Source organism: Microbacterium sp. ACRRU, from assembly GCF_022346945.1.
Taxonomy (GTDB): domain Bacteria; phylum Actinomycetota; class Actinomycetes; order Actinomycetales; family Microbacteriaceae; genus Microbacterium; species Microbacterium mcarthurae.
Genome location: NZ_JAKRNI010000030.1, coordinates 1 through 18,737, shown reverse-complemented (window position 1 = coordinate 18,737; position 18,737 = coordinate 1). Strand labels below are relative to the sequence as shown.

Below are 18,737 nucleotides of genomic sequence, written 5' to 3'. Positions count from 1 at the left end.
GGGAACGCCGTATACGGAAACGGAAAGGGAAACCTGATGCGTACGTACAACACGAAGACCCGAATCGGCATGATCGCTGCGGCCGGCACGGGAGCCGCGGCTCTCGCCGTCGCCGGACTGGCGCTGCCGGCATCGGCCGACGACACCGTCACCTCGACGGATGCCTCGACGACCGCGACGCAGTTCGTCGACGCGTCCGACCCGTTCTACACCTGGGTGAGCGGCCTCATCGAGAGCGGTGACTTCACCGCCAGCCCCGAGACCGCGGTCGGTGACATCGCGAACATCGGCCCGCTGGTGCAGGGTCCGCTCGTCAGCGACTCCCTCAACGGGGACGTCGCGTCGGGCAACCAGACGCCGGTCGTCTCCGGCAACGACACGACGGCCCCCGTCGGGTCCGGCAACGACACCACCGCCCCGATCGGTTCGGGCAACGACCTCGGCTCCGGCAACGAGGTGACCGCGCCCATCGAGGCCCCGGTCGGCTCGGGCAACGAGTCGGACGTCTCGACGGGTGACGCGGACGTGTCGACAGGCGATGCCGACATCTCCACCGGTGACAACGGCGCCTCGGTCGGCGATGTCTCGGGCGCCGTGGAAGACATCTCCGGCTCCGTTGACGATGTCGTGGGCGACGTGACGTCGGGTGTCGAGGACACCGTCGACGGCGCGCTCGACCTCGGCGGCATCCTGCGCTGATCGCTTGACGACTGCAGCGGCGTCACCCTTCGGGGTGGCGCCGCTGTCGTACGTAAGGCCGAACGGTAGAAATGAGCCCAGCAATTCATCTCGGCTGATTTGTCGCGGGTTCTCGTGACGCATTGGTGTGCCGGTACGAATGCACTTCGGCTTTCTCGACTTCGCTGGGGAGCGTGTTAGCCTCACCCGGTGCAAACGCCGACGACGTCAAATTTCCGGTACGCCGTGCTTTGCATGGTCCTCGGTCTTTCCCTGGTGATGGGAAATGCGAACGCGGCCACCGCGCTCGCGACGCCGCCCCCCGATTCCTCTCCATCTCCGGGGGCGACGGTGGTCCCGGGCGACACACCGACGCCTCACCTGAATGGGCCGACGCCCGCGGTCGACGCGCCGACACCTCCGGCCGGTGGAGACGAGGCCGGAAGTGAGACCGGCGCGTCCGGGCGTGACGGGCTCGATCCGTCCCTGGCCCCCGATGTCGATGCTTCCCAAGATCAGCGGACTCCCTCGGACGTCGCTGCCCGAGCGATCCCGACCGGCACAATCCCGCGCCTCGACATCTCGCTGCCGACGGGATACACACTGGCTCAGCTGAACGCGTCGAAGAAGGCGATCCCCGCCGACCCGATGACAGAAGCCCATCCCGTCCTCACTCTGACCGATGCCGTCACTCCGGCCAACAACCTGACGAACGCATCTCTCGAAGAGATCAAGGGCCGTGGGAACTTCACCTGGCTGCTGGAAAAGAAGCCGTACCAGATCAAATTCGACACATCGACGTCTGTGCTCGGCCTGCCGAAGGCGAAGACGTGGATCCTGCTCGCAAATCACGCTGACCCGTCTCTATTGCGGAACAAGACCACCCTCGACCTCGCCGCGCAGTTCGGAATGGCGGGTTCGCCGGACGCTCGTTCCGTCGAGCTGACGATCAACGGTGAATCGCTCGGCACCTACCTTCTGACGGAGAAGGTCGAGGTCAAGAAGAACCGATTGGACCTCACAAGTCCGGGCGGTCTCCTCCTCGAGCTCGACAACAGCTACGGCACGAGCGAGGAGTTCTTCTTCACCACGAAGACCAGCGGAACGACATTCGTCCTGAAGGACGCCGTGCAGAAAGTGGCGGCCCCCTTGCCACCGGACCTCGCCGCGTCGTATCGCGGCGCCCAGGATGACATCGACGCGTTCGAGGCGGCCCTCTACGCGCCTGACCCGGATTGGTCGACGATCAGCTCGATGATCGACGTCGACTCGTTCATCCAGTACTACTTCGTCCTCGAGTTCTCGGAGAACCCGGATGCCGTGACATCCAGCGTGTACTTCTGGCGTGACGGGCCGAACGATGTCCTCCACGCCGGACCGGCGTGGGACTTCGACATCGCTCTCGGGCTCTACAACTCCGCCGCGCTCGGAGCGGACCCCACCCAGGACTACATGATGAATGCCGGCACGCTACGTCCCGGCGGCACGGCCTGGTACCAAGAGCTGTTCCGTAACCCGGAGTTCGCGCAGAGAGCCGCTCAGATCTACGCCACCCAGCTCCGCCCGGCCATCGAGGGGACGCTCGCACGCCTCGACGCCGACATCGCGTCACTGCAAGCCTCGGCCCGGGCGAACTTCGACCGCTGGAGCGGGGTTCTCGAGCGAGAGTCGATCATCGCTGGAGCGCGTCCGGTGGCCTCGACGTGGGACGAAGAGGCGGCTTTCCTCCGCGACTGGGTCGCGCAGCGCGTGGCGTACCTCGATTCCCGGTACGCCCCGGAGATGCCGGTCCTCACCTCCGCCGGTCATTCGGCGCAGATCGGGTGGCAGCCGGTCGCGACGTCGGGACAGTTCATCGGAACCACCGGCAGGGGACTCGCGCTCGAGGCGCTGTCGCTCGGGCTCGCCGGTGGAGCGACCGCCGGCCAGATCCAGTCGCGGGGGCACGTGCAGAACATCGGCTGGACGCCCTGGACAACGGGCGACGGCACGATCGGCACGACCGGTCGAGGGCTGCGCCTGGAAGCGGTCAGCTTCGCGCTGACGGCACGGCTCGCGGCGGACTACGAGCTCTCCTACCGAACTCACGTGCAGAACCTCGGGTGGATGCCGTGGGTGACCAGCGGTGCCGACGCCGGCACCACTGGCCGGGGACTCCGCGTCGAGGCCGTTCAGTTACGCCTCGTGAAGAAGGCCGCCCCCGTCGCGGGGAGCACGGTCGCCTACTCCACGCACATGTCCTCCATCGGCTGGACGGTGCCCGTCGTGTCCGGTGTGGACAGCGGCGCCATCGGCGCAGGGCTTCAGATGGAGGCGTTGCGGGCATCGATCGCCAGTTCCGAGTACGACGGGACCCTCGGGTTCCGTGCCCACGTGCAGGACATCGGGTGGACCGACTGGGGGGACTCGCCGGGTGTGGCCGGTACCGAGGGGCGCGGGTTGCGGCTGGAGGCTGTGCAGTTGCGGCTCCAGGGCGAGCTCGCGGACCACTATCGGGTGCGGTACGCCGTCTTCGTCGATGGCGTGTGGCGAGACTGGGTGACCGGCGGGCAGACGGCGGGAACGACGGGACAGGCCAAACGGATCGAGGCGATCCGGATCGAGCTCGTTCCACGCGGATGACCTGCGACGTGGTCGCCCGGCCTGCGCTGCCTCGCTGATCGCGGGCGGCATCCAGGTCCCGTTCATCCCGCGCTGCTAGATTCGGCCTACGGAGCGCCGGGAAGTCTGGTCGGCATTGACGTGTCGCGCGACCATCGGAGCCTCCATGCCCACACCGACCTGCCGCCTGCCCGCTCACCCCCGCCGTGTCGACCGGCGGGCTTCATGAGCCTGCTCGGCGTCGTCGGCCTGGCGTGGCTGACGACCCTGGTGGCGCCCTTCGCCACCCGATACCTGCGTCGTTTCGCCGGATGGGCCATCGCCGTCGCTCTGACCGCCGTGCTCGCGCTCCTGCTGTCGGTCCACGCGATCATGGGCGATGCCCGAGAGATCTGGCCGTGGGTCCCCTCGGCCGACATCGCCCTGCGGCTGCGCCTCGACGGCCTCTCCCTGCTCTTCGCCGTCGTCGTGCTGGGCATCGGGGCGATCGTGATGGTCTACTCCACGTCGTACCTGCGCGCGCCCCGGTCGCGAGGGTTCTACACCCTCATGGCCGCTTTCGCCGCCGCCATGCTCACCCTCGTCCTGGCCGACGACCTCGTCGTGCTGTTCGTCGCGTGGGAGCTGACGACGCTGTGCTCGTACCTCCTGATCCTCCGGTCCGGGCCGGCCGCGAGAGAACCGGCGACGCGCACGCTGATCGTGACCGCCGCGGGCGGTCTGTCGCTCCTGGCCGCGGTGGTGCTCGTCATCGTGCGCACCGGCACCTCGGATCTCACGGCTGCCCTGACCAGCGAAGCGTGGACGTCGGACCCCGTGTTCGCCACCTCCGCGGCTGTTCTCGTGGCGCTGGCGGCGATGACGAAGTCCGCCCAGTTCCCGTTCCACGCCTGGCTTCCGGATGCCATGGTGGCCCCCGCCCCCGTCAGCGCCTACCTGCACGCGGCGGCCATGGTGAAGGCGGGTATCTTCCTGCTCCTGCTCTTCGCGCCCGCCGCCTCTCAATCGGCGGTCTGGCCGGTCCTGCTGATCTCGGTCGGACTGTTCACCGCCGTGATGGGCGGGGCTCTGGCCGTGCAGGTGACCGACCTGAAGAAGCTCCTGGCCTACTCGACGGTGAGTCAGCTGGGCCTGCTCGTCGCGGTCATCGGCGTCGGTACGCCCGAGGCGATGACCGCCGCGACGCTCCACGTCGTCGCACACGCGCTGTTCAAGTCCGCCGCCTTCATGGGCGTCGGTCTCATCGAGCGCCGCACGGGAACCCGTGACATGCGCGAGCTCAGCGGGCTGGGCCGGGCGAAGCCGTGGGACGCCGCGATGGTGGTCCTCGCGGGATTGAGCATGGCCGGCGCCCCGGTACTGCTCGGATTCGTCAGCAAGGAGCTGGTGTTCGAGGCGTACCTGGATGCGCCGTTCCCGGCCCCGTTGGTCTGGGCCGTCGTGAGCGTCCTCACCCTCACCGCGATCCTCACCGTCGCCTACAGCACGAAGCTCCTGCTACCCATCTTCCGCGGTCACCCCATGGATGTGGCCCCGTGGCGATCCTCCGCGGTGATGTCGATCTCGGTGTCGACCGTCGCCCTCGCGGGGCTGGCATTGGGACCCGCGGTGCCGCTGCTCGAGCCGCTCGTCCGCCCCGCCGCCGCCGACGCCGCCGGAGTCGCCGTCGACGCGATCAGCGATCTGTATCTCTGGCACGGCGTGAACCTCGCGCTCGTTCTCTCCCTCAGCGCCATCGTCCTCGGCATCGCGCTCGGGCTGGCCTACGAGCGTCACCGTCCCCGTCCGCGGACGACGGCGGTCACCGGGGTCGGCGCGGTCGAAGCGTTCCAGCGCGGGATCATCCGTCTCGGAACCGGGGTCGGCGCGCTGACCGGTCGGGACTCGCCGGCCGCGAATCTCGTCGTCCCCATCGTGCTGATCGCGCTCGCGGTGCTCGCCCTGCCGGCGGCGGTGCCGTCGCTCGCCGTTCCCCCGACGACCGACGGACTGCTCGAGGGGACGCTCGCCGTCATCGTCGCGTGCGGATTGGTGGTCGTCGTGCGTGCGGCGTATCGGCTCACCGCGGTCATCGCCATCGGCGTGGTCGGATTCGCGGTCGTGCTGTGGTTCTTCCTCCTGGGAGCGTCCGACGTCGCCCTGACGCAGCTTCTGGTCGAGATCCTCACGGTGGTCGTCATGATCATCGTGCTCCGCCGGATGCCACGGCGCTTCCCCCGCGGGCCGGCACGGCGCCGCGTTCTCGCCGGCGCCGCGGCCGTGGCATCCGGGCTGGTGGCAACGGTGGCCACCCTCGTCTTCACCGGCCAGCGCCCGCTCTCGGCGGTGGGGGAGTACTTCCTCAGCGAAGCCGAGACCGAGACCGGGGGTACGAATGTCGTGAATACGATCCTTGTGGACTTCCGCGCGATGGACACCCTCGGTGAACTCGTCGTGCTCGGGATCGGGGCGGTGGCCATCACGGCCCTTCTCGATGCGCGCACCCCCGTCGAGCACGCTGCGGGGCCGCTGCGCAACCGCGCCCTCGCATCGGCGAGCGAGAACAGCGTGTTCCTGCGCAGCTCGGCCCGAGTTCTCGGGCCGGTCATGGTGCTGGCGTCGCTGTACGCCCTGCTGCGGGGGCACGACGCCCCCGGTGGCGGCTTCATCGCCGCGCTCATCGGGGCGGCGGCCCTCGTCTTGATCTACCTGTCCGCTCCCTCGGACGACGTCGCCACCCTGCGCCGGTCGTATCTCGCGATCGCGGGTGCCGGCATCCTGATCGCGGTGGGCACGGGCCTGCTCGGTTTCTTCGACGGCGCCTTCCTGCGGCCCATCCAGCTCGACATCGTCGGCTACAAGTTCACCACCGCGCTGGTGTTCGACCTCGGGGTCTACCTCGCCGTGCTCGGTGTCATTCTCGCGGCCGTGGACCGCCTCGGGTTGACACCCCCCGGGCACCGCGAGGACCCGCCGACCCGACGTTCCGCGACGCAGAAGGAGGACGCGCGATGATCCTCGCTCTCGTCATCGGTGCGCTCGTGACCGCAGCGGTCTACCTCCTCCTCCAGAAGGATCGTCTGCGCGTGATCATCGGGTTTGTCCTGCTCTCGCACGCGGTCAACCTCCTCTTCTTCTCCGCCGGAGGCATCGGCCGCCGGGGGGAGCCCCTCGGATCGGACCCCGACCCGTCGATCACGGCCGACCCGCTTCCCCAGGCCTTCGTTCTGACGGCGATCGTCATCGCCTTCGCCATCACGATCTACCTGCTCGTGCTCGCGGTGACCGGCAGTGCGGCGGAGGACGAGGGCGTGGACGACGACGATGAACAGCCCGCACCCCAGAGGAAGGAAACGGACCGATGATGGCATCCCTCCTTCCCCTCTTCGTCGTCGTCCCGCTCATCGCCGCCGGAATCGCCGCCTTCGCGCGGCGCAGTCATCGCTGGTCGTCCGTGCTTCTCCTTGCGACCCTCGCCGCGACGACGATTGCCGCGGGTGCGCTCGTGGCGGCAACGGCTCAGGGGCAGGTCGTCGCCGCGGCCCTTGGCGGTTGGCCGGGCGGGATCGCGATCCCGTTCGTCGCTGACGTGTTCTCGGCGCTGGTCATGACGGTGGCCGGTGTTCTGACTCTGGTCAGCTGCTGGTTCGCGCTCGTCGGCGGTACGGGACGCCACCCGCTGTTCGCGTCCCTCGTGCTCGTGCTGATCGCCGGCGTCAACGGGGCGCTGCTGACCGCCGACCTGTTCAACCTCTTCGTCTTCATCGAGGTGATGCTGCTGCCGTCCTACGGCCTGCTGGTCATCGCCCAAAAGGGGAAGGGCACCCTCCGCAGCGTGGTCGGCTCCCGGCTGTACGTCACGTTCAACCTGTTCGTCTCGACGGTGTTCCTGGCCGGTGTCGCTCTGGTCTACGGCACGGCCGGCACCGTCAATCTCGCCGAGCTGAGCGACGCAGCCGCCACGTCCGACCTGACGGCGGCGGCCGTGGCCGTGTGCCTGTTCGCGCTCGCGATGAAGGCGGCCGTCGTTCCGGTGCACGGGTGGCTGGCCCGTGCGTATCCGTCCACCTCGCCGGCCGTCACGGCGATGTTCTCGGCGCTGCACACCAAGGTCGCGATCTACGCGATCTACCGCATCTACGCCGTCGTCTTCGAGGGCGACCAGCGCTGGCTGTGGATCGGTGTCGTCCTGTTCAGCGCCACGATGGTGGTCGGGGTTCTCGGAGCGGTCGGCGAGACGCGGATCCGGTCGATCCTCGCCTTCCACATGGTGAGCCAGATCGGCTACATCCTCCTCGGCGTCGCCCTGTTCACGCAGCTCGGGCTCGCGGCGGGCATCTTCTACCTGCTGCACCACATGATCGTGAAGTCGTCGTTGTTCCTCTCGGCCGCCGCGGTCGAGACCCGGTACGGGACCGACGTCCTCGCTGACCTCCGCAACAGGGTCGGACGTGAGCCCCTGCTCACCGTCGTCTTCGGGGTCGCCGCCCTCTCGCTCGCGGGGTTGCCGCCCTTCTCGGGCTTCTTCGCGAAGCTGACGCTCATCACGGGTGCCGTCGAAGCGGGGCAGATCACCGCCGCGATCATCGCGTTGGCGGTGAGCCTCATCACCCTGATGTCGATGCTGAAGATCTTCAACGCGGTCTTCGCGCCGACCGTCACGGGCAGTTTCCGCAACGAGGACCACGCCGTGGTCGAGGCGCCGCCCACCCCGCTGCACCTCGTCGCGCCCGCCGCGACACTCGCCGCGGTGACCCTCGGCCTCGGGCTCGGCGCTGAAGGCCTGTTCGACCTGGCGACCGTCGCGGCGGCAGGTCTGCTCGATACCCGCGCCTATGTCGAGGCGGTGCTGCCGTGATCCGCGTTCTCACCCTCCCCTTCCGTCTACTCGGATTCGTCCTCTGGTTCCTGTGGCAGATCGTGTTGTCGTCGGGTGCCGTGCTCCTCGACGTCGTCACCCCGGGCTCCCGCGCCACTCCGCGCGTCGTCCGGCTCGATATGGGCGACGCACGCGACGGTCACGTGACCGTACTGAGCGTGCTGATCACCCTCACGCCGGGAACCCTGACATTGGGTGTCGAGCGCACCGAGGAGGGCGGACGAGAGATCCTCGTGCACTCCGTCTATGACCGTGACGCCGAGGCCGCACTCGCGGATCTGCGCGACATCGACCGGCGACTCGTCGCCGCGACGACCGGGAGGCCCCGCTCATGAACCCGCTCGACATCGCGATCGTCGCGTGCAGCATCGCCCTCCTGCTCTCGGTGTGGCGCATCGCGCGCGGCCCATCCCCCGCCGACCGGGTGGTCGCCGCCGACCTGCTGACGTTCAGCCTCATCGGCCTGATCGCCCTGGTCGGCACGCGGATGGCGAGCGTCGGAACGTTCGACCTCGTCCTCATCGCCACGCTCGTCGCCTTCCTCGCCGCCGTGTCGCTGGCCCGTGCGCTCACGGGAGGAAAGCGATGATCGCCCTCACCGTCGTCGGGAATGTCGCCGTCCTCGCGGGTTCGGCGATCTTCGTCCTCGCGGCCGTCGGCCTCCTCCGGTTCCGCGACGTCTACACCCGCGTCTCGGCCGTCGCCACGGCGGGCGGCATCGGCGTCATCCTGGTCTGCGGAGGGGCCGCGCTGCTGCAGCCGTCCGTGGACACGCTCGTCAAGGTCGTCATCGCCATCGTGCTGCAGCTGCTCACCTCTGCCGTGGGCGCGATTGCGATCGCGCGTGCGGCCGTGCTTTCGGGTCATCGCTTCGTCGCCGGGACGGACACCGCCGCGCTGGAGTCCGACGCGAAGGACGGTGAGACGTCGTGACGGCGTTCTTCCGGTCGGACCTTCTGTGGGGATACACCGCGGCGCATCCGCGGCGCTACCGAGCCGGCACGGTCACCGTCGTGCTCTTCCCGCCGGATTCCCCCGCGCTCGTGCGGCGGATGCTGTTCCTGCACCGCTTCTCCGGGCCGTTGTTCGTGGTGCTCTTCGTGATCACCTCGGTGGTGGGAGCAACGGTCGTCCTCGTGGAGGCTGCGGCGCTGGTTGCCCTGGCGTTCGCCGCCTCGGTGAACAATGCCCTGCACCGGGCGACCAGCCCGGCGCGAGCCCGCCTGGCCCGCGTGGAGTTGTGCGCGGATGCGGCCCGAATCCTGCCGGAGGAGCGCTATCGCCTCGTCGGGGAGTTCCTCGCGACGGCCTCGCAGCGCCCCGCGTCGGCGGACCCCGCCCATCTTCACCGCTTGTGGCGGGATCTCTACGCCGATCTGCGCTCGGTGAACGGCCGTGAGCGACCGGCGGGTCCCTGAGAATCCCTCGAAGACCGGGGCGCTGGTTTGAGAACGGTTATCATAACGATTACCGTGGGAGGCATGACCCGACGCCTTCTCGCTCCCCTCGTTCTCGGTGCGGTCTCCGCGCTCGCCCTCGCCGGTTGCGCCGGCGGCACGCCCACGGCGGGGGATGCGACCGAGAGCGCCGCAGACACGGTGTCGGTCGTGGCATCCACGAATGTGTACGGGTCGATCGCGGAGGAGATCGGCGGCGACTTCGTCGAGGTCACGTCGATCATCACCTCGACCTCGCAGGATCCTCACTCGTACGAGGCCAGCGCGCAGGACCAGCTCACCCTCAAGGACGCGCAGCTCGTCATCGAGAACGGCGGCGGGTACGACTCGTTCATGGAGTCGCTGGTCGAGGCGAGCGGGTCCACCGCCGAGGTCCTCACCGCCGTGGAGTACAACCACGACTACCCGGGCGCCGAGTCGCACGAAGAGGCGCATGCCGACGAGGCGTCGGCATCCGCGGCCCCCAGCGAGAGCGCCGATGACCACGACCACGCCGAGGGCGAGACCCACGCCGAGGGCGACGGTCACGATCACGCCGAGGGCGATGGGCACAACCACATCGAGGGCTTCAACGAGCACGTCTGGTACGACCCGCACACCGTCGAGCACCTCGCCGAAGCGATCGCCGAGCACCTCGGCGAGCTCGCCCCCGACCACGCGGCCGACTTCACCGCGAACGCCGAGGCCTTCGTCGAGCAGATCGCCGGTCTCGAGGACGCCCTCGGTCAGATCGAAGCGAAGGATGCCGGCGCGAAGGTGTTCGTGACCGAGCCCGTGCCCGTCTACCTCGTCGAGGCCGCCGGTCTCACCAACGCGACACCGAGTGCGTTCAGCGAGGCCGTCGAGGAGGGCCAGGACGTTCCCCCGGCGACGCTGCTGGAGTCGCTGCAGCTCATCGACTCGGGCGAGATCGCCGTCATGATCGTCAACCCGCAGACCGGCGGGGCCGAGACGACGCAGGTCATGGACGAGGCCAAGGCCAAGAGCATTCCCGTGCTGGAGTTCACGGAGACCCTTCCCGAGGGGGAGACTTACGTCTCGTGGATGCAGAGCAACATCACCGCGCTGTCGGACGCCCTCGCGGCGTGAGCGACGCCCCACCCCTGCGTATTCGCGGAGCCGCTCTCGAGCGCGGCGGACGCGAGCTGTGGTCCGGGCTCGACCTCGAGGTCGGGCCCGGCGAGCTCGTTGCGGTCCTCGGCCCCAGCGGTTCGGGGAAGACGACCCTGTTGCGCGCGATCCTCGGACTCGAGCGGCTCAGCGGCGGAACGATCGACGCGCTCGGCGCGCCCGTTCGCCGGGCGGGGAACCGGCGCATCGGGTACGTCCCGCAGCAGCGTCCCCTCCCGCGCGAGACCCCTCTGCGCGGCCGGGACATCGTCGGGCTCGGCGTCGACGGCCACCGATTCGGGATGCCGTTGTCGCGCGCGAAGGACCGGGCCCGCATCGATGAGCTGCTCGAAGCCGTCGGGGCGGCGGAGTTCGCCGATCGCCCCGTGGGTCTCCTCTCCGGCGGCGAACAGCAGCGCCTGCGTGTCGGACAGGCGCTCGCCGACGACCCGCGTCTGCTGCTGTGCGACGAGCCGCTGACGAGCCTCGATCTGGCCAACCAGCAGGCGGTCGTACGGCTCATCGATCGGCACCGTCGCGAGCGTGACGCCGCCGTGCTGCTGGTCACGCACGACATCAACCCCGTGCTCTCGCTCGTGGACCGCATTCTCTACATCGCTCACGGGCGCTTCACGCTCGGCACCCCCGAAGAAGTGCTCACCTCCGAGACGCTGACCTCCCTCTACGGCGCACCGGTCTACGTGACGCGGGCCGGCGGTCGATTGGTCGTCGTGGGGGCACCGGATGCCGACGAAGCGCATCACCACCACCACGACGAGGACGACGCATGAACTGGTCCGACGTCGGCGACGCGCTGTTCGGCGGCGTGAGCCAATACGGCGCGATCCTCGAGCTGGTGCAGAACTCCGTCTACGCCGGCGCTGTGCTCGGCTTGGTCGGCGGTCTCATCGGCGTCTTCGTCATGCAGCGCGACATGGCCTTCGCGGTACACGGCATCAGCGAGCTCTCGTTCGCCGGCGCAGCGGTGGCCCTCCTCATCGGCGTCGACGTCGTCTCGGGGTCGATCGTGGGGTCGCTCATCGCGGCGGCGATCATCGGTCTGCTCGGAGCCCGCGCCCGCGACCGCAACTCCATCATCGGGGTGCTCATGCCGTTCGGCCTGGGTGTCGGCATCCTGTGCCTGTCGCTCTACAACGGGCGCAGCGCCACTCGGTTCAGTCTCCTCACGGGGCAGATCGTCTCGGTACAGAGCGCACAGCTGGGCTGGCTCGTCGTGATCGGTCTGGCGGTGCTCGTGGCGCTGCTGATGATCTGGCGGCCGCTGCGGTTCGACTCCCTCGACCCCCAGTCCGCCGCGGCGCGAGGAGTGCCCACGACGGCCGTGTCGCTCGGGTTCATGCTGCTGCTCGGGCTCATCGTCGCCGTGGCGGTGCACATCATCGGCGCGCTCCTCGTGATGGCGCTGCTGGTCACCCCGGCGGCGGCGGCGATGCGCGTGGCATCCGGTCCGCTGTCGGTACCGCTGCTCGCGGCGGTGTTCGGATTCGTCTCGGCGGTGGGCGGTGTTCTGCTGGCCGTCGCCGGCACGCTGCCGGTGAGCCCGTACATCACGACGATCTCGTTCGCGATCTACCTCGTGTGCCGCGTCGTCGGTGCGCGCCGCGACCGCACGACGAGGGCGCTGTAGCCCGGCGTCCCCAGCCGATTCACCGGTCGCGTCGCTAGACTCGCAGCCATGGTTCAGCGCAACACGTGGCAGCGCGAGCGCGTCCGCGAGGCGCTCGCCGATGCGGGCGGCTTCGTCAGCGCGCAGTCGCTGCACGCCACTCTGCGCGACGAGAACACCGGTATCGGCCTCGCCACCGTCTACCGCGCGCTCGCGGGCCTCGCCGCCCAGGGCGACGCGGACTCGCTGCAGAGTCCCGAGGGCGAGAACCTGTTCCGCGCCTGCGCGACGCGCGGCCACCACCACCACCTGATCTGCCGATCGTGCGGCGTCGCCGTCGAGATCGAGGCCGACGCGGTCGAGGAGTGGGCGCAGCGCACCGCCGCGCAACACGGCTTCTCCGAGGCCGAGCACGTGGTCGACATCTTCGGCGTCTGCGCCTCCTGCGCGCAGGCGCGCGCTCGTGAGCGTGGCGACGACTAGTCGATCCGCCGCGCCGGCACCCCCGCGGTCCGGCGTCTCCCGCACCCTCGTCGCGCTCGGCCTGGGTGTCGTCGTCATCACCGGGCTCTTCCTCGTCGACGCGCTCGCGCCGACGTTCTTCCCCGCGCCGCTCCCGACGCGGGCGCAAGACGGTCTCACCCTCGCCCTGAGCGTCCTCATCGAGTCGCTTCCGTTCGTCGTGTTGGGCGTGCTGCTGTCGATCATCGTGCAGGTGTGGGTGCCGCCCGGCGCGATCGAGCGTTGGATGCCACGCACCCCGTGGGCGCGCCGCGCGGTGCTGTCCCTGCTCGGCATGTTCATCCCGGTGTGCGAGTGCGGGAACGTGCCGTTCGCCCGCGGCCTGCTCATGCGGGGGTTCGGCGTGTCCGACACCCTGACGTTCCTCGTGGCGGCGCCGATCGTGAACCCCATCGTGATCATCAGCACGCACGCGGCGTTCGGTTTCAGCGATGGCATCCTGGTCGCTCGCCTGATCGGCGGGTTCCTCATCGCCAACCTCATCGGCTGGCTCTACAGCCGACACCCCGACCCCGACAAGCTGCTCACCGAGCGTTTCCTCGAGACGTGCGAGATCGTCGTGCAGGAGCGCGGCGGCCGTGGGCGCCGTTCGCTCGCGCAGTTGGTGGTCGAGCTCCGGTCGGTGATGCCGGCTCTCATCATCGGCTCGCTGATCGCGGGTGCGGTGCAGGTGCTCATCCCTCGCAGCGCCCTGCTGGCGATCGGGTCCGATCCCGCGCTGTCCATCGCGGCGATGATGCTGCTGGCGGTGGTGGTGTCGCTGTGCTCGAACGTCGACGCGTTCTTCGCGCTCTCGTTCGCGTCGACGTTCACGCCGGGTTCGCTCGTGGCGTTCCTCGTCGTGGGGCCCGTCGTCGACCTCAAGCTGTACGCGCTGCTGCGCACGACCTTCACGACGCGTGTTCTCGTGGGCATCACCGCGGTGGTCGTTCTGGCCGCCTTCGCTCTCGGAACGGTGGTGAACCTCCTTGTCTAGAACGTCTGCTCTCGCCACGCGATGGCTGGGGGTCGGTCTCACCGCCTGCCTGTCGGTCACCACGATCGCGCTGTGGCTCACCGGCCGCATCGCCCTGTACATCAACCCCGACTCGGCGTGGTTCGCCGTCGGGATGGCCTTCGTTGCCCTGCTCGGTTCCGTCGCGACCTTCGCGCTGCCCCTGGGAGCCGAGGCCGACCATGGGCACGACCACGAGCACGGGCACGCTCCGGCCCCCGCGCGCGCCCGCCGCGAGGCCTTCGCGCACGCGGACCACGAGCACACCGACGCGTGGGACGCGCACGACCGTGCCGCCCACGACCATCTGGCGGCGCGGCCGCGGCTGACGCCCGCGGGTGTCGCGGCGTTCAGCGGCGGGCTCCTCGCCTCGGGGGCGGTCATCGCGGTGCTGCTGACACCGCCCGCCTCGCTGTCGGCCGAGCTCGCGGTCTCGCGCGACGTCGGTGCGCCGCCGTTGTTCGCCGGGTCCGACGTCGTGACTCTCGCCGCCTCGGGCGACACCTCGACGTTCGGCATCGGCGACTGGTCGGCGATCTTCGCGCACGCGACCAACCCCGAGACGTTCGACGGTAAGCCGGTCACCCTCACCGGCTTCATCACCCCGGGGGAGGACGGCGCGACCTTCGACCTCACGCGCCTGGTCATCACGCACTGCGTGATCGACGCGCAGACCGCGCGCCTGCCCATCACCGCCTCGGGATCAGCTCCCTCGACGGGGCAGTGGGTGACGGTGACCGGAACGGTCCGTTCCACCGGCGACGGGGCGCTCGAGGTGCGCGCCGATCAGGTGGCGACGATCGACGAGCCGGCGGACCCGTATGAGTACTGATTCCCGTCGCGGGCGCGCGCGCCGGCGCCGCGGGCGGGGGTTCGTCCTCGCCTTCGCGGCGGTGCTGGGCGTGCTCCTCCTCGTCGGGGGCGTCGGCGGTGTCGTTTCGGTCGCGCAGGGACCGCGCGTCACGGACGTGCAGGTCGACCCCGACGCCGCCGTCGCGGCATCCGGGGCCCGCGTCATCCTCACCACCACGCAGTCGCTCGAAGACGTCGACCCCGCGCAGGTCGAGGTGGAGCCGGCGACGCCATTCACCGTCGACACCTCGGGGCGCAGCGTCGGCATCCGGTTCACGCTGCCGCTGCGCGACGACTCCGACTACCGCGTGACCGTCCGCGACGTGCGCGGGCTGGGCGCCGGCCCCGGCGCCACGTTGACCGAGACCTTCCGCACCCCGCCGCTGCAGGCGTTCCTGATGCAGCGCGGCACCGCGGACGGCGACACCATCTTCCGCACCGACCTCCGCGGCGAGGCGGGCCTCCCCGTCTTCACGCACGAGCACATCGAGGACTACCGCGCCACCGCCAACCACCTCGTCGTCTCGGTGCGCGAGGGCGATCGCGCTCGTGTCATCGTCACCGACCTCGACGGACAGAACGCGCGCGACATCGCCCTTCCCGGGCCGGGATTCGTGTCGAACCTGCAGTCCGCCGACCGGGGTGAGCGCGTGGGCTTCACGTTCTCGGATGCCACCCTGGGCGCCGCGGGCGGACGCGAGAGCAAGCTCTTCACGGCGTCCGCGGGCGATGATGCACCACCGGTCGAGGTCGGCTTGAACGGCGGCGACGTGCGCGTCGCGGACTGGCGCTTTGTGCCCGACACCGACAGCATGCTCGTGCTCACGTTCGACTCCCGCCTGCTGCTGACCGACGCCGAGGGCGGCAACGCGGCGCCTCTCGGCAGCGCCCTATCGATCGACGGCATCGCGCGCGGGTCCGCGGTCGCGATCGTCGAGCGCTTGGAGGGCATCCGCGAGATCAACCTCACCGACGGTTCCGAGGAGGCGCTGGAGGAGCCGGTGAACCCACCCGGCATGGCCGGTCGCGCGACGCCCGTGCCCGGCGAGGGCGCCGGCACGATCCGGTCGTTCGCTGACATCGACGCCGGGGGCGCGTATCGGGCGACCACGATCGGGCACGTCGACACCGAGGGCGCGGTGCGCCCGCTCCTCGAAGTGCCCGGGACCGACACGGTGCTGCAGACCTGCGTGTCGCCGAGCGGCCGCTACGCCGCTGTCCTCATCGCCCCGCAGGCGATCGACAACCCGTTCGACCGCTACCAGCTGCCCCTTCCGGGGCGCTTGCAGACCCACCTCGTCGAGATCGACACCGGGCAGGAGCTCGCCGCCCTGCAGGGCTTCGACCTGTCGTGGTGCCAGGTGCCTCCCGGATGACACGACCGGCGACGCGTGACGATCTCGCCGCCCTGCCGGTCGAGGTCGCGCCGCTCCTGCTCGGCGCGCATCTGGAAACGGTCGTGGGAGGGGAGCGCGTCGTCCTGCGCATCAGCGAGGTGGAGGCGTATCACGGGCTCGGCACGGGCGACCGGCCCGATCCCGGCTCGCACGCGCGCGGCGGACCGACCGCGCGCAACGCGACGATGTGGGGCGAGCCCGGACACCTCTACGTGTACCTGAGCCATGGCATCCACTCGTGCGTGAACGTCGTGTGCGGCCCCGACGGCGTCGCGGGCGGTGTGCTGCTGCGTGGCGGCGAGGTGATCGAGGGCGCCGACGTCGCGGAACGTCGGCGCCGCGAACGCGGCGGTGTCGTGCGCGCGCCGCGTGACCTCGCGCGCGGACCCGGACGGCTGGGGGATGCGGTGGGCTTGCGGCATCCGGTGCACGACGGGATCGACGCGGTCACCGGCGCGGAGCGTGCGGGTGCGCGGGCGCGTCTGTTGCTGCCGGAGCGGCCCTTCGACGTCATCGCTTCGGGGCCCCGGGTGGGCGTGGCCGGCATCGCGGGCACGGATGCCTTCCCGTGGCGGTTCTGGATCGCGGGCGACCCGACCGTGTCGGTGTTCCGCTGGGGGCGCGGAGCCGCCGAAGCGGCGGCCCGTCAAGGCGACACGCCGGACGTGCTAGACTGATCGCTTGTCTGCGCGCACTCCAGCACGCAGTACGTACCCCTTCTTCCGATCCCGGCTTCGCGCTGTGCCCGGACGGGGGTGCAGACAAGGGATCTTGGGTGGCACCGTCCGGTGTCACGGTACAGAAGGAGACATCACCATGGCAGCAGTGTGCCAGGTGACTGGAGCGGTTCCCGGCTTCGGTCACAACATCTCGCACTCGCACCGCCGGACGAAGCGCCGCTTCGACCCGAACGTGCAGAAGAAGACCTACTTCGTTCCGTCGCTGGGTCGCAACATCAAGCTCAACGTCTCGGCGAAGGGCATCAAGGTCATCGACGCTCGCGGTATCGAAGCCGTCGTCCGTGACCTGCAGGCGAAGGGCGTGAAGCTGTAATGGCGAAGAAGGCTCAGGACGTCCGTCCGATCATCAAGCTGCGTTCGACCGCCGGCACGGGGTACACCTACGTGACGCGCAAGAACCGCCGCAACAACCCCGACCGCATCGTGCTGAAGAAGTACGACCCCGTGGTCCGTAAGCACGTCGACTTCCGAGAGGAGCGCTAAGCATGGCTAAGAAGAGCAAGATCGCGCGCAACGAGCAGCGCAAGGTCGTCGTCGAGCGCTACGCCGCGAAGCGCGCCGAGCTGAAGAAGACCCTGGTCGACCCCAACGCGACCGAAGAGGCCCGCGAGGCCGCCCGCGTGGGCCTGCAGAAGCTGCCCCGCAACGCGTCGCCCGCGCGCGTGCGCAGCCGCGACGTCATCGACGGCCGCCCCCGTGGCGTGCTGACGAAGTTCGGCGTCTCGCGCGTCCGCTTCCGCGACATGGCGCACCGTGGCGAGCTGCCCGGCGTGACCAAGTCGAGCTGGTAAGCACCGATTCACCGCAAAGGGCGGGGGTTCCGTGAGGAGCCCCCGCCCTTCGTCTTTCGATCCGGGGTGACCTCTGCCCCGGTCAGTCAGCCTTGCGCGTGAAGGTGATGAGTTCCTCCGACTCGCCGATTCCGTTCGCGCTGGTGACGTTCCTCGCGACCTCTCTGCTGTTCGAGTAGAGGCTGCCCTTGGGGCTGAGATAACTCTTCAATCCCACGACTTTCGTGCCCTTCGGGAGGAAATAGGCGTTGGTTTGGGGCGACGACAGCCAAGGGTGGTAGGTGTACGCCGTGCCGTTCGAGATGTACGACAACCAGCTGTGCCAGGAGTCACCCATGGTGCCTCCCAGAGCGGACGTCACGCCCGTCGCGATCACGGAATTGCGATACTTCAGCGAACCATCCGGCAACAGGTATGCGTGCGCGCCGACAGCCTTGGTTCCCGCAGGAACCTGATCCTCCAGGGTGGGCTTAGCCGAGGGCGTGGTCCCGGGGGGCAGGTCTTGCGGAGAGAAGGCGCCCGACCACATGTATCCCGCTCCGTTGCTGACGAAAGTGAGCCAGGTCTCGTCGAAGTTCATCCGGCCTCCGGTCGCGGAGGTGACGTTCTGCGCGATGAGCACGTTCTTGTAGTACAGGTCTTTGGCTGGCGTCAGATACGCGTGGAACCCTACGGCGCGCGTCCCCTTGGGCCACTTCCCCTCCGTCCACTTGAAGACGTCGTTATCGCGAAGATGCCAGCTATAGGCCTGCCCGTCCTTGCGCACGAGCGTCGTCCACTCGTTTCCGTACGACTGGCCGCCCACGACACTGGCGACGTTCGTTTCGATTACCCGGTTGTCGGCGTTCCGGTAGTTGAAGGTGTACGTGAGGGTGTTCTCCGCGGTCAGGAAGAGCCTGCTCCCCACAGCGGTCGCTCCCGGAGTCAGCGGCTGCGCCTCCCGCGGAGTGCTCTCCCAGTTGACGAACTGAGACGGGGTCGTGCACGCGATCACGTCGCGCAGAAGCTGGGGCTTCCCCGATGTGCCGACGGCCGTTGGGACGAAGGCACCCGCGCGTGCCGCTTTCCGTGCGTGGGGGGCAGCCGTGGGGGAGGCAGAAGCCGTCGGGG

Annotated in this window: 21 protein-coding genes; 20 read left to right on the top strand and 1 reads right to left on the bottom strand. The window is 69.4% G+C overall.

The window, feature by feature from the left end; all coding sequences use genetic code 11:
- Positions 1-36: 36 nt before the first annotated feature.
- The 20 genes from MHY30_RS12405 to rpsN all read left to right on the top strand — a co-directional run bounded on the left by MHY30_RS12405 (position 37) and on the right by rpsN (position 17,627).
- Positions 37-699, top strand: a complete 663-nt coding sequence (locus MHY30_RS12405) for a hypothetical protein (protein WP_239277206.1) — start codon at positions 37-39, stop codon at positions 697-699.
- 627 nt (positions 700-1,326) lie between these two features.
- The gene (locus tag MHY30_RS12400) at positions 1,327-3,300 is read left to right on the top strand and encodes a CotH kinase family protein (protein WP_239277205.1); all 1,974 of its coding nucleotides are present in this window, start codon (positions 1,327-1,329) and stop codon (positions 3,298-3,300) included.
- A gap of 204 nt (positions 3,301-3,504) precedes the next feature.
- The gene (locus MHY30_RS12395; protein ID WP_239277204.1) at positions 3,505-6,273 is read left to right on the top strand and encodes a DUF4040 family protein; all 2,769 of its coding nucleotides are present in this window, start codon (positions 3,505-3,507) and stop codon (positions 6,271-6,273) included.
- Entirely contained in the window at positions 6,270-6,623 is a 354-nt protein-coding gene (locus MHY30_RS12390; protein ID WP_239277203.1) for a sodium:proton antiporter, read from the top strand. The genes MHY30_RS12395 and MHY30_RS12390 overlap by 4 nt, the downstream gene beginning before the upstream one ends.
- Positions 6,620-8,116, top strand: a complete 1,497-nt coding sequence (locus MHY30_RS12385; protein WP_239277202.1) for a monovalent cation/H+ antiporter subunit D family protein — start codon at positions 6,620-6,622, stop codon at positions 8,114-8,116. The genes MHY30_RS12390 and MHY30_RS12385 overlap by 4 nt, the downstream gene beginning before the upstream one ends.
- Positions 8,113-8,472, top strand: coding sequence for a Na+/H+ antiporter subunit E (locus tag MHY30_RS12380; RefSeq protein WP_239277201.1), 360 nt, complete (start codon positions 8,113-8,115; stop codon positions 8,470-8,472). The genes MHY30_RS12385 and MHY30_RS12380 overlap by 4 nt, the downstream gene beginning before the upstream one ends.
- On the top strand, positions 8,469-8,726 hold the full coding sequence (locus MHY30_RS12375) for a monovalent cation/H+ antiporter complex subunit F (RefSeq protein WP_239277200.1): 258 nt from the start codon (positions 8,469-8,471) through the stop codon (positions 8,724-8,726). The genes MHY30_RS12380 and MHY30_RS12375 overlap by 4 nt, the downstream gene beginning before the upstream one ends.
- Positions 8,723-9,070 (top strand): monovalent cation/H(+) antiporter subunit G, encoded by a 348-nt coding sequence (locus MHY30_RS12370; protein ID WP_239277199.1) that lies wholly within the window; start codon positions 8,723-8,725, stop codon positions 9,068-9,070. The genes MHY30_RS12375 and MHY30_RS12370 overlap by 4 nt, the downstream gene beginning before the upstream one ends.
- A complete protein-coding gene (locus MHY30_RS12365) occupies positions 9,067-9,555 on the top strand; it encodes a DUF6611 family protein (RefSeq protein WP_239277198.1) in 489 nt (162 codons plus the stop codon). The genes MHY30_RS12370 and MHY30_RS12365 overlap by 4 nt, the downstream gene beginning before the upstream one ends.
- Before the next feature lie 63 nt (positions 9,556-9,618).
- On the top strand, positions 9,619-10,683 hold the full coding sequence (locus tag MHY30_RS12360; RefSeq protein WP_239277197.1) for a metal ABC transporter solute-binding protein, Zn/Mn family: 1,065 nt from the start codon (positions 9,619-9,621) through the stop codon (positions 10,681-10,683).
- Positions 10,680-11,495, top strand: a complete 816-nt coding sequence (locus MHY30_RS12355) for a metal ABC transporter ATP-binding protein (protein WP_239277196.1) — start codon at positions 10,680-10,682, stop codon at positions 11,493-11,495. Before MHY30_RS12360 ends, MHY30_RS12355 begins: the two co-directional genes overlap by 4 nt.
- Positions 11,492-12,352, top strand: a complete 861-nt coding sequence (locus tag MHY30_RS12350) for a metal ABC transporter permease (RefSeq protein ID WP_239277195.1) — start codon at positions 11,492-11,494, stop codon at positions 12,350-12,352. The genes MHY30_RS12355 and MHY30_RS12350 overlap by 4 nt, the downstream gene beginning before the upstream one ends.
- Before the next feature lie 48 nt (positions 12,353-12,400).
- Positions 12,401-12,814 (top strand): Fur family transcriptional regulator, encoded by a 414-nt coding sequence (locus MHY30_RS12345; protein ID WP_239277194.1) that lies wholly within the window; start codon positions 12,401-12,403, stop codon positions 12,812-12,814.
- Positions 12,795-13,829, top strand: a complete 1,035-nt coding sequence (locus MHY30_RS12340) for a permease (protein WP_239277193.1) — start codon at positions 12,795-12,797, stop codon at positions 13,827-13,829. Before MHY30_RS12345 ends, MHY30_RS12340 begins: the two co-directional genes overlap by 20 nt.
- Positions 13,822-14,679: a TIGR03943 family protein gene (locus tag MHY30_RS12335; protein ID WP_239277192.1), complete on the top strand. Its 858-nt coding sequence runs from the start codon at positions 13,822-13,824 to the stop codon at positions 14,677-14,679. The genes MHY30_RS12340 and MHY30_RS12335 overlap by 8 nt, the downstream gene beginning before the upstream one ends.
- Positions 14,669-16,075 (top strand): hypothetical protein, encoded by a 1,407-nt coding sequence (locus tag MHY30_RS12330; RefSeq protein ID WP_239277191.1) that lies wholly within the window; start codon positions 14,669-14,671, stop codon positions 16,073-16,075. The genes MHY30_RS12335 and MHY30_RS12330 overlap by 11 nt, the downstream gene beginning before the upstream one ends.
- Complete coding sequence (locus MHY30_RS12325) at positions 16,072-16,773, top strand: DNA-3-methyladenine glycosylase (RefSeq protein ID WP_239277190.1); 702 nt, start codon at positions 16,072-16,074, stop codon at positions 16,771-16,773. The genes MHY30_RS12330 and MHY30_RS12325 overlap by 4 nt, the downstream gene beginning before the upstream one ends.
- A 139-nt stretch (positions 16,774-16,912) precedes the next feature.
- Positions 16,913-17,149 (top strand): 50S ribosomal protein L28, encoded by a 237-nt coding sequence (gene rpmB, locus MHY30_RS12320; protein WP_013584774.1) that lies wholly within the window; start codon positions 16,913-16,915, stop codon positions 17,147-17,149.
- Positions 17,149-17,319: a 50S ribosomal protein L33 gene (gene rpmG, locus MHY30_RS12315; RefSeq protein ID WP_013584775.1), complete on the top strand. Its 171-nt coding sequence runs from the start codon at positions 17,149-17,151 to the stop codon at positions 17,317-17,319. Before rpmB ends, rpmG begins: the two co-directional genes overlap by 1 nt.
- Positions 17,320-17,321: 2 nt before the next feature.
- The gene (gene rpsN / locus MHY30_RS12310; protein ID WP_239277189.1) at positions 17,322-17,627 is read left to right on the top strand and encodes a 30S ribosomal protein S14; all 306 of its coding nucleotides are present in this window, start codon (positions 17,322-17,324) and stop codon (positions 17,625-17,627) included.
- A gap of 82 nt (positions 17,628-17,709) precedes the next feature.
- On the opposite strand, the gene MHY30_RS12305 is transcribed toward rpsN, so the two are convergent.
- On the bottom strand, positions 17,710-18,737 hold a 1,028-nt coding region (locus MHY30_RS12305), incomplete at its 5' end, for a hypothetical protein (protein ID WP_239277188.1).